We start from the raw sequence: 14,534 nt of genomic DNA on the forward strand, positions 1-14,534 counted from the left end.
TCTTTCTCATGGCTTGTATTATTTAAAGGTTAATAAATGTGTTTTTCTCTCGTTTCTATCAATAAGACGTTTCTATCAATAAGACGTTTCTAAAAATAAAAGCCACATTGGATATCGCATTATTTTTTCATCTGCATTATTTTTTCATCAAACTATCGTTTATCCCAAATAATCTTTCTATTTTTACCCCCGACAATAGAACCTTTACTACAATACTATGCCGAATATCCAACAACAGACTTCCGACGACCGTTTTCTGGTAATAGCACTGAAACAGGATGATAAACAGGCTTTTACCCGATTATTCCATGCTTATTATAAAGATTTGGTATTGTTTGGCGGTACTTACATTCCGGAGAAATCTACCTGTGAAGATATTGTACAAAATATCTTTCTCAAACTATGGAATGACCGGAAATCATTGGTAATTGAGAACTCACTAAAATCATATTTACTGAAAGCGGTCAGGAATTACTGTCTGGACGAATTACGCCATCGCAGGATTATAGATGAGCACATTGCTTACGAACTTAAATCGGATTCTATAGATATAGATACGACAGAAAACTACATACTGTATTCTGATTTATGCCGGCAACTTAAAAATGCATTGGAACAATTACCTCCTCAAGAAAGAGAAGTGTTCGAGATGAGCCGATTAGAAAATATTAAATATCAGGAAATAGCCAATCGCCTGAATATCTCTGTCAGAACGGTAGAAGTACGTATCAGCAAAGCATTGAAGCAGCTCCGCATCTTATTAAAAGATTTTTATTTACTACTTTTTTTATTTCTTTTCCACTAATGAATGTGGGATTTTCTTTCTGAAACGTCTATTATATATAAGGTAAAATGCATTATGATAAATAAAGATTCAGACATAGAAATTATAATCTCCAGATATCTCTCGAAAGAGGCTACACCAGAAGAAATAAAGGTACTGGATGATTGGATATCGGCTACTCCCGAAAACTATAGGAGCTTTCTATCACAAAAGAATGTGTGGGAAGTCAGTCACCCGGCTTTTAATCCGGAAGAGATAGATGTGGACAATGCGCACAGAAAAGTAATGGAGCAGATTCTCCATCCAAACCAGCCGTTTTCCGTTCGTCCTAAGTTGTCCTTCCTACACTATTGGCAGCAAGTGGCAGCTATCTTACTTCTTCCTTTACTGATATTATCTGCTTATCTTTATTTTAAACCCGCTTCTCAAATTGCAGAGACTTATCAGGAGCTATTCACTCCTTATGGCACTTGGTCGGTAGTTAATCTGCCTGACGGTTCTAAGGTTTGGCTAAATGCCGGAAGTTCTTTAAAGTATCCGACTCAATTCAATGATAAGCAAAGAGTTGTTTCGATGCAAGGTGAAGCCTATTTTGAAGTAGAATCCGATAAAGAGCATCCCTTCATCGTAAAAACAAAACAACTGACTGTAGAAGCTACCGGCACTGCATTCAATGTGAACGCATACGCTCCGGATCATGTAGCAGCAGTGACGTTAGTAAAAGGAAAGGTCGCAGTCACTCTTGACCAGAAAAAGACGATTTCCCTTTCACCGGGAGAGAAAATTGACTATAATTTGGCCACTTCCTTATATAACGTCAATAAGACCAATACTTATAAATGGTGCTCATGGAAAGATGGAATACTCATTTTTAGAGATGACCCGCTGGAATATGTATTCAAACGTTTGGGACAGACTTATAACGTGGAATTTATTCTGAAAGACGCCGAATTAGGAAAGTATTCCTATAAAGCGACTTTTGAAGGTGAATCTTTAAATGAGATTTTGCGCTTGCTTGAAATGAGTGCACCTATTCGCTGTAAAGAGGTTAGTAACCGCAACAGCAATAATGAGAAGTTTGAAAAGCAGCGTATAGAGGTGAGTAGGATTGTAGGGAAATAAGTTTGTATTAGTACAAACTTAATCGTATGGCTTCAAATTAATTTCATTTGGTAGTATTAAGTTGTACGACACCCGGGTCTCATGCACACCGACACCCGGGTGTTGAACATGCTGACACCCGGGTGTCAAGCAGCATGAGACCCGGGTGTCGTACAATTTATTCTTGCAGTATCTTTTTTTCTTCTCTACTATAAGTTATGATCCCAACCACTATTAATTAAAGTCATTAGTCCCATAACAGTACAGAAACGAATTTATTACTTCATCTTGTATACCAGCGTTCCTCCTTTTACAATATCCTCATGCGAGATTGTTTTCTTCGTATATGGTTCGCCATTCAATGTAATACTATCTACATATTTATGTTCTTTCGACAAATTCTCCGCAATAATCGTGAAAGTCTTGCCATCGGCCAGATGCAAGGTCATCTTCGGCAACTGTGGAGCACCGAATACATATTCCGCACTTACCGGATCTACCGGATAGAATCCCATCGCACTAAGCATATACCAGGCAGACATCTGTCCGCAATCATCATTTCCGCAAAGTCCGTCGGGTTTGTTTTTGTATTGAGTATCAAATATTTCACGAACCAATTCCTGTGTACGTTCCGGACGACCAGCCAGTGCATACAAATAAGTCACATGATGGCTTGGCTCATTTCCATGAGCATATTGCCCGATTAATCCAGTAACATCTGCTAAACTTTCACCTTCTAGCTTAACCGTAAACAATGAGTCTAATTTATTCAAGAAAGGTTTTTCTCCCCCAAACAACTGGATTAATCCTGGAACATCATGTTGTACATGCCAAGTATATTGCCATGCATTTCCTTCCGTATAATCTCCACCGACACTTTCAGAATGTGCCAACGCACTTGGGTTAAACGGAGCTTTCCAAGTTCCGTCAGCTTTGCGCGGACGCATGAACTTCGTCTCCGGATCGAAAAGATTCTTATAATAGTCAGCACGTTTCGCGAAGTAAGCGGCATCTTCCTCTTTACCCATACGACGTGCCATATCGGCAGCAGCATAATCATCATATACAGATTCTAAAGTGGAAGATACAGATTCTGCTTTTATCAGGTCTGTCGGGAAATAACCATATTTCGTATAAACCTCCCAATCCGACTTCAACGGATGAGATACAGTCTGCGTCTTCTTTATTATATTGAAAGCACGTTCAGCGTCAAAGCCACGGAATCCTTTGCGATAAGCCTCGGCAATGACTGATACGCCGTGATTACCAATCATACAGAAATTCTCTTTTCCCCACAATCCCCAAATAGGCAGGAAGCCTTGCACTTCACCCTGTTCGATGAGAGAATTCACAAAACCGTCCACACGTTCGGGAATCACCAATGTATAAAATGGATGAGCGGCACGGTAAGTATCCCACAAAGAGAACGTAGAATAGAAAGCACCAGTTCCGGCTTTTACAATAGAGTCGGCGGCATTACGATACATACCGTCTACGTCCGAAATTTGATTAGGCTGAATCAATGCGTGGTAGAAACAAGTATAGAAATTTGTCTTTTCATCATCGGTACCCTCTATTTCAATACGGCTCAAATAGTTATTCCATTCATTGTGGGCGGTAGCTCTTACTCCTTCAAAATCCCAGGCAGGAATTTCTGCTTCCAGATTCTTTTTAGCCCCATCTATGCTGGTGGTGGAAAGAGCCACTTTCATCATCAGCTCGTCTCCCGGCTGCATGTCAAAAGAGGCAATGATGCGTTTTCCTTTTTCTGTTTCGCCCATCGGAAGATAAAGTGAATCGACTACCGGACGGTTGAATTTCATCACAAAGAAATAATCCTGATTGACCCATACCGTGTTATTGACATGCCCTGTCAGTGTTTGAGCATCTTCCCAGTTCACTTCACAACTATTAACTTGTGAATGATATTGTTCTTCTCTCCATGCAGGACCATGTTGCAAGTCAATCAATATAGAGGCAGAATCAGCCTTGTGATAAGTATAGCGGTGAAGGGCAGCATGGATAGAGGCAGTCAGTTCCGCTTTTACCTGTGGATCAGAGAGCTCTGCGGTGTAATATCCCGGAGTAGCCGCTTCTTTATCTTTAGGGAAATGACTACGATAAGCATCCCACGCACGTACACGTGTACCGGTGACCGGCATCACCAAAATATCACCTAAGTCCATACATCCCGTTCCATTCAGATGTGTTTGAGTAAATCCCCAAATCAGGGAATCCTCATAAACATATTCAGAACAGTAGCGCCAACCAACTGCTCCCGTCACAGGACTGGTCTGAATCATACCGAAAGGATAACACGCGCCGGGAAATGTATGGCCATTATCTGCAGCACCGATAAAGGTATTAACGTATTGAGTATAATCCTTTGTTTCCGCTTTTTCAGTCGGAGTACAGGAAGAATAGAAGAACAAGCCTGCTGCTAAAGCTGCAGCCACAAAAGGGGTTTTTCTTTTCATGGTAATATAATGTTAAGTTAATGTCGCATTACATATGCTGATATTTATTTAATTTTTCACGATAATAGTTGTGCCACAAAATTAGAGAATTCTTCTCATTTAAAAGGATTAGATACAGACAAATATACTTAAATCTTACAGGAAAGAAGCTTCTATTTATATCGATTCGCTGTGATAAAACAAAAATTCGTACGACTTATTGAATAAATATCAACTCAATTATTTATCTTTGTTAGCTTAATAACAAGCTGACGCAAAAACAATAAGTATAATGAAAGATTTCTTGAAATTTACACTTGCCACGGTGACAGGTATCATTTTGTCAAGTATTGTATTATTTATAATCAGCATGGTAACGCTGTTTGGCATCATGTCCGCTTCGGACACGGAAACAATCGTAAAAAAGAATTCCGTAATGATACTCGACTTAAACGGAACGTTAGTTGAACGTACGCAAGAAGATCCGCTAGGTATTTTATCACAGTTGTTTGGTGACGAATCTAACACGTACGGACTGGACGATATTCTCTCTTCCATCCAGAAGGCTAAAGAAAACGAAAATATCAAAGGGATTTATTTGCAAGCAAGTTCATTAGGTACCTCCTATGCTTCCTTACAAGAAATCCGCAACGCACTGCTCGATTTCAAGGAGAGTGGAAAGTTCGTCATTGCTTATGCCGACTCCTATACGCAGGGGCTTTATTATCTTTCCAGCGCAGCCGATAAGGTGCTGCTCAATCCCAAAGGAATGATTGAATGGAGAGGTATCGCTTCCGCTCCCCTGTTCTACAAAGACCTGCTACAAAAAATAGGAGTTGAGATGCAGGTGTTCAAGGTGGGAACTTACAAATCTGCCGTGGAACCGTTTATTGCAACAGAAATGAGCCCTGCCAATCGCGAACAAGTGACAGCATTTATCACTTCCATCTGGGGCCAGGTGACGGAGGGGGTTTCTGCTTCCCGCAATATTCCAGTAGATTCTCTGAATGTTTATGCCGATCGTATGTTAATGTTCTATCCGTCAGAAGAAAGTGTAAAGTGCGGATTGGCTGATACTTTGATTTATCGCAATGATGTGCGCAATTATCTTAAAAAACTGGTAGAGATAGATGAGGATGACAATCTCCCGATGGTAGGATTAAGCGACATGATGAACGTAAAGAAGAATGTACCCAAAGACAAAAGCGGCAATATCGTAGCTGTTTATTATGCATCCGGTGAAATTACAGACTATCCGAGCTCCGCAACTTCCGAGGACGGAATTGTTGGTTCGAAAGTCATTCGTGACCTGCGTAAATTGAAAGATGATAATGATGTGAAAGCTGTTGTACTCCGTGTCAATTCTCCGGGGGGAAGTGCTTTTGCTTCAGAACAAATATGGCATGCAGTGAAAGAGTTGAAAACAAAGAAACCGGTCATTGTCTCTATGGGTGATTATGCTGCGTCAGGAGGGTACTATATCTCTTGCGTTGCCGACACGATTGTTGCAGAGCCTACTACCCTGACCGGTTCTATCGGAATATTCGGCATCATTCCCAATGTAAAAGGATTGACTGATAAAATCGGTTTAAGTTATGATGTAGTTAAGACGAATAAATATGCTGATTTCGGGAATATCATGCGCCCGTTCAACGAGGATGAAAGATCATTGCTTCAAATGATGATTACCGAAGGATACGACACCTTTGTCAGCCGTTGTGCCGAAGGACGCCACATGACAAAGGAAGCGATCGAAAAGATTGCCGAAGGCCGTGTATGGACTGGGGAGACTGCTAAAAAGTTAGGACTGGTAGACGAATTAGGCGGCATTGACAAAGCACTGGATATTGCCGTGGCAAAAGCCGGTATCGAGGGCTACACCGTTGTTTCTTATCCTGCAAAACAAAATTTTTTTTCTTCCCTGCTTGATACGAAACCGACGAATTACGTAGAATCACAATTGCTGAAAAGTAAGTTAGGTGAGTTCTACCAACAATTCGGTTTACTGAAAAATCTGCAAGAACAATCCATGATTCAGGCTCGTATTCCGTTCGAACTGAATATTAAATAAACTGCCATACATGGACGAACACTTTATCAAGATACATAAGTGGCTCTACCCTGCCTCCTGGCTCTACGGAGCAGCGGTAATGATGAGAAATAAACTCTTTGACTGGGAAGTGCTCCAATCAAAGAGTTTTGATATACCTATCATCAGCGTAGGTAATCTTGCTGTTGGAGGAACAGGGAAAACTCCGCACACTGAATATCTGATAAAGTCTCTTTGTAATCAATATAATGTAGCTGTATTAAGTCGGGGATACAAACGGCATACGAAAGGTTATGTGCTGGCTACTCCGGAAAGTACGGCAAGAAGCATTGGCGACGAACCGTACCAGATGCATCAAAAATTCCCGTCTGTCACAGTAGCTGTCGACGAAAAGCGTTGTCATGGCATAGAAAAGCTGCTTGCCCTGCAAAAGCCTTCAATAGATGTTATCCTGTTGGATGACGCTTTCCAGCACCGATATGTCAAACCGGGATTGAGTATTCTGTTAACGGATTATCACCGGCTGTTTTGTGACGACACTTTGCTCCCCGCAGGACGACTTCGTGAGCCAATTAACGGCAAAAACCGGGCACAAATCGTTATTGTCACCAAATGTCCGCAGGACATCAAGCCTATTGATTATAATATCATCACGAAACGACTGAACCTTTATCCATATCAACAGTTATTCTTTTCATCGTTCCGGTATGGCAACCTGCAACCTGTGTTTCCTATGATGGTTCCGGACACAGATACCCCTTCGGCAAACAATGAAATTGCTTTGTCCTCACTGACAAATACAAATATATTATTGATGACCGGAATTGCCTCACCGGCTCCCATTCTTGAAAGGCTGAAAGATTGTACCCAACAAATAGATTTGCTATCGTTTGACGATCATCACAATTTCAGCCATCGGGATATCCAGCTTATCAAAGAACGGTTTCATAGGCTGAAAGGAGAACGCCGATTGATTATTACTACCGAAAAAGATGCAACACGCCTGATTAACCATCCGGCTTTGGACAAGGAATTGAAACCATTTATCTATGCCTTGCCTATTGAAATAGAAATATTACAGAATCAACAAGATAAATTTAACCAACATATTATTGACTATGTTAGAGAAAATACAAGAAACCGCAGCTTATCTGAAAGGTAAGATGCACACCAGCCCGGAAACAGCCATTATACTTGGTACCGGACTTGGCAGTTTGGCAAACGAAATCACCGAGAAGTATGAAATAAAGTATTCGGATATCCCGAACTTCCCGGTATCTACCGTCGAAGGTCATAGCGGTAAGCTGATTTTCGGCAAACTAGGCAATAAGGATATCATGGCTATGCAAGGACGCTTCCACTATTACGAGGGTTATTCGATGAAAGAAGTGACTTTCCCTGTACGTGTGATGCGCGAATTAGGAATCAAAACCTTGTTTGTATCCAACGCCAGTGGCGGAACAAATGCAGACTTCGAAATCGGTGATTTGATGATTATCACCGACCATATCAACTATTTCCCCGAACATCCGCTTCGTGGAAAAAATATCCCATACGGTCCTCGTTTCCCGGACATGAGCGAAGCATACAGCAAGGAACTGATCTGTAAAGCTGATGAGATTGCCAAAGAAAAAGGAATCAAAGTACAACACGGAGTGTATATCGGTACACAAGGCCCTACTTTCGAAACTCCTGCCGAGTATAAACTATTCCATATCCTTGGCGCCGACGCTGTTGGTATGTCTACCGTTCCGGAAGTAATTGTAGCCAACCATTGTGGTATCAAAGTATTTGGTATTTCCGTCATTACCGACTTGGGAGTAGAAGGAAAAATCGTAGAAGTAACGCACGAAGAAGTTCAGAAAGCAGCCGATGCCGCTCAACCGAAAATGACAACAATCATGCGCGAACTTATCAACCGTGCCTAAACAATCACCCCGATTTATGAGAACTGAAATAGCATCTCTCGGTGAGTTTGGTCTGATCGACCGCCTCACCGAGGGAATCAAACTAGAAAACGAATCCAGTAAATATGGAGTGGGCGACGATGCCGCCGTTCTCTCCTACCCTTCAGAAAAGCAAGTATTGGTAACAACCGACCTGCTTATGGAAGGTGTACATTTTGATCTGACTTATGTTCCCTTGAAACATTTGGGATATAAATCAGCAGTCGTTAATTTCTCCGATATTTATGCCATGAACGGCACTCCCCGGCAGATTACGGTATCTCTTGGCCTTTCCAAGCGTTTCAGCGTAGAGGATATGGACGAGCTTTATTCTGGTATTCGTCTGGCTTGCCAGCAATATAATGTCGACATTGTGGGAGGTGATACAACTTCCTCCCTTACAGGACTTGCTATCAGCATCACTTGTATCGGCGATGCTGACAAGGATAAAGTGGTGTACCGTAATGGAGCAAAAGAAACTGACCTGATCTGCGTCAGCGGTGACTTGGGAGCAGCCTATATGGGTTTACAACTATTGGAACGTGAGAAAGTCGTACTAAAAGGTGATAAAGACATTCAACCGGACTTCACCGGCAAAGAATACTTGTTAGAACGCCAGTTAAAACCGGAAGCACGTAAGGATATCATTGAGAAACTAGCTGCCGCCAATATTGTCCCAACCTCTATGATGGATATTTCGGACGGCCTGTCATCAGAATTGATGCATATCTGCAAACAAAGCAATGCCGGTTGCCGCGTGTACGAAGAACATATTCCGATCGATTATCAGACGGCTGTTATGGCTGAAGAGTTTAACATGAATCTGACGACTTGCGCCTTGAATGGCGGAGAAGATTATGAACTACTCTTTACCGTTTCTATCGCCGATCATGAGAAAGTATCACAAATGGAAGGAGTGCGCCTCATCGGACATATCACCAAACCCGAACTTGGCTGTGCATTGATTACGCGTGACGGCCAAGAATTTGAATTGAAAGCACAAGGATGGAATCCATTGAAGGAGGATAAACAATAGATTTCATTATATACTTGAAATATTTTTATCCTATACAGCACTGATAATAAGCCGACTAGCTTTTTATCAGTGTTTTTTATTTCCAGAAGACTTGCAGAATCCAAAAGTTTCACTACCTTTGCAACCGCAAAAGAGATATTACCGGACCGAACAACCACAAGGTGCCATAGCTCAGTTGGTAGAGCAAAGGACTGAAAATCCTTGTGTCCCCGGTTCGATTCCTGGTGGCACCACTATCGATTCGGTAATTTCTCAGAACCCATTGAAATTCAGTCATTTCAATGGGTTTTCTTTTATACTCCAATACGCAAATTCCAGCCGAAAAAGAAAAGCAAAAAAGATTCTTCCTTTACTGACAAATATAAGATGAAGGAAAACAAAGAGAATCTTAGAACTAAAAAATCGGTGTTTTTTCAGACCATGTCTACAAAAAACCACCGATTTTTAACTTTTTTACCGACTTCCTGCTCATCTTTCAAGTTGACAGAATAACTAATTGTACTTACCAACTTAAAGAAAAAGATTATGAAACAAGGAACAATGAAGATTCTGTTTTTCGTTCTCAAAACGAAATTATTAAAAAATGGCGAAGCACCTATTCTAATGAGAATCACAATTAACGGTCAATACGAAGAAACAAGAATCCATTTTTCCAACTTATTTTTTACACTTAAAACATTAATCACCCACTTTAAAGTTCATTATCGCACCCGGGGCGCTGATATCAGTAATATTGAGACTAGGAATAGAACCATCCAACCAAGATAGCATTGGGTTTATTCTACCATTAACCGATTTTACTTTTTTGCCAAAAAGAACACGGTTATCATTACCGGTTGCTACAGGCGGTTTTGTTGAAGTATCGTTCATCAAGTCTATCCCGTCAGCCTGAACAAGACGGAACCAAGGAGACATGGGAGCTTTATCATCTTCCACTACATGCCAAATAGCCAATCCTATATCCATTGGATGACCCGCTACATTATGTGTAGGATACCATTTACTATGATTAAGTGCCTGGATAACAAAATATTCTTTCGGATTTCTACGATTCACGTAGCGATATAATGTATCTCTCGCATTGGACTTAATTGATATTTCTCCTTTAAAATCAGATGAAATATCAATCACTTCTGCTGTTTTCAAAGTAAGCAATATAGGTGCACAATAATCAATGGGCGCATTCTTACTACCAGCATTCCATCCCATCATACAAAAAGAACCGGCACTTCCTTTGATAGATAGATTATCCCCCTTTTGATATCCTACATCGGGAAGGCGAAAAATTGCATGAGAGGATTCATGAGCCATTATCCTTACCATATAGTCCGGTCCTTTTCCTATGTCACACAATCCAATATGGTTCATCGGAATATACTCATTACCACTTTTAAATGGAATGGCAGAATGAACCCCATACGCTGAATATCCAAACGGCACCAATACTAACCACGAAGCAATTCCATTATCAGGTTTTCCTTTGTATCGGGTTAATCCGGGAATACCATCAGGATACTTCTCTTGTACTTTCAGAATCACCGAGTCGGCAAATGCCTGTCCCCAATCCCACGGTTTATTCGTGTCCGGATTTTTACCTGTAGAGTTTCTAAAGTAACTCATATTTTTATTAAAGCGAATGCGAACAATTGTATGGGTGACTTCATATTTCCCATTTGTCTGGTCCTTAAAATACTCATACAACGATCCGACATTATTCGACTTATTATAGCCACTCTTTTGATTGAGTAAACTATCAATAGCAGCGTCGGATGCCTCATATTGAAAATCATCAAATTCGGTAATAACAGCCAGACCGTGAATTTTTTCCTGCGCATATATCCCTAAAGAGAGAATTAGGAACAAGGCTAGAAAAAAAGTATTTTTCTTCATGCGAAAACTCATTTTTAAAATATACCTATTTTGTTATCTTCACTACAAATCCGCCACCGGGAGCCATGTGTAATTTCAACGTCTTATCTGATGAAACTTTTATTACTTCCCGTTTATAGTCTTTTCCTACTCTATCAGCATTGATACCGTCCTTGAAAATCTCAGCATTAAATTCACCTTCTCCCAAGAAGGACAAGTCAACTTCCATATCACGAGCTTTCCAATCGGTCAATCCACCTATATACCACGTATCTCCTTTCTGACGGACCATAACAATATACTCTCCTATTTTACCGCTGATAGGAAGAGTCTGATCCCATGCAGTAGGAATGGAAGCGATAAACTTCGTACACTCTTCCTCTTTCATATAGTTGGTAGGAGCATCACACAACATATTGATAGGAGAATCGAAAATTGTGTAAAGTGCCAACTGACGGCAACGGGTTCCCTGGCTCATTGGTTCTGTATATACCGCATGGAAGTTCTTCATAATCACGTTATTCATTGCTCCCTGTGTATAGTCCATCGGACCGGCTACCATACGGATGAAGGGTACAGTCACATCATAGAGCACCTGATCCGTTCCCGGTTCAGCCCATTTCAGTTCTTCCAACCCGTGAACTCCTTCAAAATTGATTGTATTCGGATAGGTGCGTTGAAGCCCTGTCGGCTTGGACGTACCGTGGAGATCAATCAGCAGTTTATATTTTGCTCCTGTTTCGGCTGCTTTACGATTGAAATCAATGACACATTGGTCATCACGGTCCATAAAGTCAATCTTAAAGCCCTTAATTCCCATAGCTGCATAATGCTTGCATACACGGTCCATATCCTTCTCGAAAGCACGATAACCCGCCCATAATATCAAATCCACATTTTTACTTTTCGCATAGCTGACCAATTCTTCCAAATCAATTTCAGGAATAACCTGGAACAAATCAGCTTTACCGGGAACTGCCCAACCTTCATCCAATATCACATATTCGATGCCGAACCTAGACGCGAAATCAATGTAATATTTATAGGTTTCATTATTGATTCCTGCACGGAAATCCACATTATAGATATTCCAGTCATTCCACCAATCCCAGGCAACCTTACCCGGTTTAATCCATGAAAAATCGGTGAATTGAGCCGGAGTAGCCAGTTTATAGACCATATCATTGCACAACAACTCTGTGTCATTCTTTGAAATGACCATTACACGCCAGGGAAAAGCGGTAGCTCCCTCCACTTTGGCAATATAAGATTCACGGGATTTCACTACGCCTTTAAGTCCACGTACTTCGTCCACCACTTTCTTGGGATAAGCGGCAAACGTACCTTCCAAAGAAAAACCGGAATCCCCATGCTTTACGTACATACCCGGATAATCCAATAAATCGGCCTCGGTAATACATATTTTCTTTTGATTCGCTCCCTCTACCAAAACTGGTAAAAAGGCAATCTGCTCCTTGTCCCATGCAGACAAAGCTGTCTCTACATACGTATTTTGGAAAGAACTGTAAAAAGGATCTTTTTTGCCCTCGTTCATTCTTCCTTTCGGAGAAGCCACGAATAGTTTCGGGTCATTCGGGAAACTAAAAACTGCCTGTTCACTTTCTACCATAAACGGCTTTTTCAAACTGGAAACAAAACGATAGGCGACACCGTCTTCGTATGCTCTAAATACTAGGCTATATCCACCCTTAAAGTCAATCGTCAGTTCATTGAACCTATCTTCGATTGACTTCTTTTTGTAGACAGGCGGGTAAATCGTTTCATTCACCGACCGCCTGCTGACTTTCCTGACTTTCGGATCCACGCCGAAAGCTGTTCCGTCCGTCAGTTTCATGGAGACAGGAGAGTGGTCTATCATCACATCCCCTTCGTGGAGAACAGAGTATTCAACATTCTTATCATTTACACTCACATTCACCTGCACCCTGCCGGATGCATCCTTCAGTTCATACACTTTTTGCGCACAAACGGTCAAAGGCGCGACAGCCATTAGAACCGGCAAAAGTCTTCTCATCATACGTTTCATAAACTAATACTTTTTATATCTTACATTCTTTTTATTTACATCTTAATTGCGTTACGGCTTACGGATAAGGACAAAAGGCGAATATAACAGAAAGAAATTCCTGTTAAGAAAGTATTCAAAAAGCCTTCTTCTGTTTACCCCTGTTACACTGTCCGTTTAGAAATCAATTGTCACCTGATAGGTATCCTTATTCTCAAAGAAAGTTTGTTGCACTTCGTACTCGGGAAGCCAGACATATTTCTTCTCTCCTTTATATTCCGCCTCGAGCAGGAAGGTGAACCAGCGATTGTAAGGCAACTCGTCAGTGTGTAAAGGCGGAGCCGGTTTATCATATAAGCCAGGAACGCCGGTAATCAGATATTCTCCCTTTTTATCCGTCTCATAAGTGCGATAGGGAGTTGCAATCAAGTCATTGAACTTTGCACGCGAACCGTACAGGTTTAATTTCACTCCCTTCTTCTTTTTGCCTTTCACCGTTACAGATACTTGAATATTTTCAGGAAACATCTGCTTGAAAAATCCGGGGAAGTCACGGCCCGGACGTTTGGACTTTGCCGTATAATTAATGATATTGACGGCATAGGGACTCCATTTATACGTCTTATAATGATTGTTCATAACGCAAGAGTCCGGTTCATACTGCAAATTATTCACCGGATTGTTTTTCGCCCGGATTCTGTCGGCATATAAATCCGTCACTCCACGATAGTGTCCGAACTCATGCGCCACTCCTCTATGGAAATAGTCGATTCCGAACAAATCTTCATGTTCCGTTTTACTACGGCCACGGCAAACAACCATATTCAAATTGTCCGCACCGCCGCTACAATACCACCCTTTCGCACTTTCTTCATCATCAAAATCGAGTATGGAATCAATAATCAACAGTACGTCATGGTCAGGAAAGCCTGCGCTCCTCTTATAGACATTCTCCAACTGCCGGGAAGAGCAATCATAGGTCACCTGCCAATCGGGAACATAACGGAAATAATACTTGAGGCGTCCTTCTCCGGCCTTATTCCAGAAGTCATTCACTTGCCCGAAGAAAGCATCCAGTTTTTTCTGATAGGCCGCCTTTCCGCCCCAATGCTCTACTCCCGCTTTATCAACGGCAATAAATACCCGATATTCAATCGTATCCAACGGCTGTGGAGCTACCTCTCCCTGCATTGGTTTCGCATCCAGCCCCAAGAAAGAAGGCAGTAATGCAGGAATGAGCAACCATTTTCTCCAGTTATTTTTCAT

The 14,534-nt window shown here is 41.4% G+C and carries 10 protein-coding genes, 1 tRNA gene and 1 pseudogene; 8 read left to right on the forward strand and 4 right to left on the reverse strand.

What is annotated here, in order from left to right; genetic code table 11:
- Nucleotides 1-217 precede the first annotated feature (217 nt).
- Nucleotides 218-805: an RNA polymerase sigma-70 factor gene (locus HMPREF9009_RS00125; RefSeq protein ID WP_004310625.1), complete on the forward strand. Its 588-nt coding sequence runs from the start codon at nucleotides 218-220 to the stop codon at nucleotides 803-805.
- Between the two features lie 54 nt (nucleotides 806-859).
- Entirely contained in the window at nucleotides 860-1,906 is a 1,047-nt protein-coding gene (locus tag HMPREF9009_RS00130) for a FecR family protein (RefSeq protein WP_049701101.1), read from the forward strand.
- 257 nt (nucleotides 1,907-2,163) lie between these two features.
- Here the strand turns inward: HMPREF9009_RS00130 and HMPREF9009_RS00135 are convergent, their stop codons facing one another.
- Nucleotides 2,164-4,362 (reverse strand): GH92 family glycosyl hydrolase, encoded by a 2,199-nt coding sequence (locus tag HMPREF9009_RS00135; protein WP_049701102.1) that lies wholly within the window; start codon nucleotides 4,360-4,362, stop codon nucleotides 2,164-2,166.
- Between the two features lie 271 nt (nucleotides 4,363-4,633).
- Here HMPREF9009_RS00135 and sppA point away from each other — a divergent pair, with 271 nt between their 5' ends.
- The 6 genes and pseudogenes from sppA to HMPREF9009_RS26340 all read left to right on the forward strand — a co-directional run.
- Entirely contained in the window at nucleotides 4,634-6,412 is a 1,779-nt protein-coding gene (gene sppA / locus HMPREF9009_RS00140; protein ID WP_049701103.1) for a signal peptide peptidase SppA, read from the forward strand.
- A gap of 10 nt (nucleotides 6,413-6,422) precedes the next feature.
- Nucleotides 6,423-7,553, forward strand: coding sequence for a tetraacyldisaccharide 4'-kinase (gene lpxK / locus HMPREF9009_RS00145; protein WP_049701104.1), 1,131 nt, complete (start codon nucleotides 6,423-6,425; stop codon nucleotides 7,551-7,553).
- On the forward strand, nucleotides 7,510-8,319 hold the full coding sequence (locus HMPREF9009_RS00150; RefSeq protein ID WP_004316831.1) for a purine-nucleoside phosphorylase: 810 nt from the start codon (nucleotides 7,510-7,512) through the stop codon (nucleotides 8,317-8,319). The genes lpxK and HMPREF9009_RS00150 overlap by 44 nt, the downstream gene beginning before the upstream one ends.
- A 16-nt stretch (nucleotides 8,320-8,335) precedes the next feature.
- Nucleotides 8,336-9,373: a thiamine-phosphate kinase gene (gene thiL, locus HMPREF9009_RS00155; RefSeq protein ID WP_049701105.1), complete on the forward strand. Its 1,038-nt coding sequence runs from the start codon at nucleotides 8,336-8,338 to the stop codon at nucleotides 9,371-9,373.
- Nucleotides 9,374-9,533: 160 nt separating this feature from the next.
- Nucleotides 9,534-9,606, forward strand: a tRNA-Phe gene (locus HMPREF9009_RS00160).
- A 292-nt stretch (nucleotides 9,607-9,898) separates the two neighbouring features.
- Nucleotides 9,899-10,027: pseudogene (locus tag HMPREF9009_RS26340) on the forward strand (site-specific integrase); the annotation flags it as partial.
- A 24-nt stretch (nucleotides 10,028-10,051) separates the two neighbouring features.
- Here the strand turns inward: HMPREF9009_RS26340 and HMPREF9009_RS25605 are convergent.
- The 3 genes from HMPREF9009_RS25605 to HMPREF9009_RS00180 form a co-directional block, all read right to left on the reverse strand.
- Complete coding sequence (locus tag HMPREF9009_RS25605) at nucleotides 10,052-11,263, reverse strand: metallopeptidase domain-containing protein (protein ID WP_049701107.1); 1,212 nt, start codon at nucleotides 11,261-11,263, stop codon at nucleotides 10,052-10,054.
- 25 nt (nucleotides 11,264-11,288) lie between these two features.
- Entirely contained in the window at nucleotides 11,289-13,289 is a 2,001-nt protein-coding gene (locus tag HMPREF9009_RS00175) for a glycoside hydrolase family 97 protein (protein WP_049701108.1), read from the reverse strand.
- 156 nt (nucleotides 13,290-13,445) lie between these two features.
- Entirely contained in the window at nucleotides 13,446-14,534 is a 1,089-nt protein-coding gene (locus HMPREF9009_RS00180; protein WP_049701109.1) for a hypothetical protein, read from the reverse strand.

The sequence above is a fragment of the Bacteroides sp. 3_1_13 genome (assembly GCF_001185845.1).
Classification (GTDB): Bacteria; Bacteroidota; Bacteroidia; order Bacteroidales; family Bacteroidaceae; genus Bacteroides; species Bacteroides xylanisolvens.

Bases quoted from the DNA above. Each gene is read 5' to 3' on its own strand.
- HMPREF9009_RS00180 (WP_049701109.1), bottom strand. From the start codon at position 14,534: ATGAAAAATAACTGGAGAAAATGGTTGCTCATTCCTGCATTACTGCCT.
- HMPREF9009_RS00135 (WP_049701102.1), bottom strand. From the start codon at position 4,362: ATGAAAAGAAAAACCCCTTTTGTGGCTGCAGCTTTAGCAGCAGGCTTG.
- HMPREF9009_RS00175 (WP_049701108.1), bottom strand. From the start codon at position 13,289: ATGAAACGTATGATGAGAAGACTTTTGCCGGTTCTAATGGCTGTCGCG.
- lpxK (WP_049701104.1), top strand. From the start codon at position 6,423: ATGGACGAACACTTTATCAAGATACATAAGTGGCTCTACCCTGCCTCC.
- HMPREF9009_RS00150 (WP_004316831.1), top strand. From the start codon at position 7,510: ATGTTAGAGAAAATACAAGAAACCGCAGCTTATCTGAAAGGTAAGATG.
- thiL (WP_049701105.1), top strand. From the start codon at position 8,336: ATGAGAACTGAAATAGCATCTCTCGGTGAGTTTGGTCTGATCGACCGC.
- HMPREF9009_RS25605 (WP_049701107.1), bottom strand. From the start codon at position 11,263: ATGAAGAAAAATACTTTTTTTCTAGCCTTGTTCCTAATTCTCTCTTTA.
- HMPREF9009_RS00130 (WP_049701101.1), top strand. From the start codon at position 860: ATGATAAATAAAGATTCAGACATAGAAATTATAATCTCCAGATATCTC.
- sppA (WP_049701103.1), top strand. From the start codon at position 4,634: ATGAAAGATTTCTTGAAATTTACACTTGCCACGGTGACAGGTATCATT.
- HMPREF9009_RS00125 (WP_004310625.1), top strand. From the start codon at position 218: ATGCCGAATATCCAACAACAGACTTCCGACGACCGTTTTCTGGTAATA.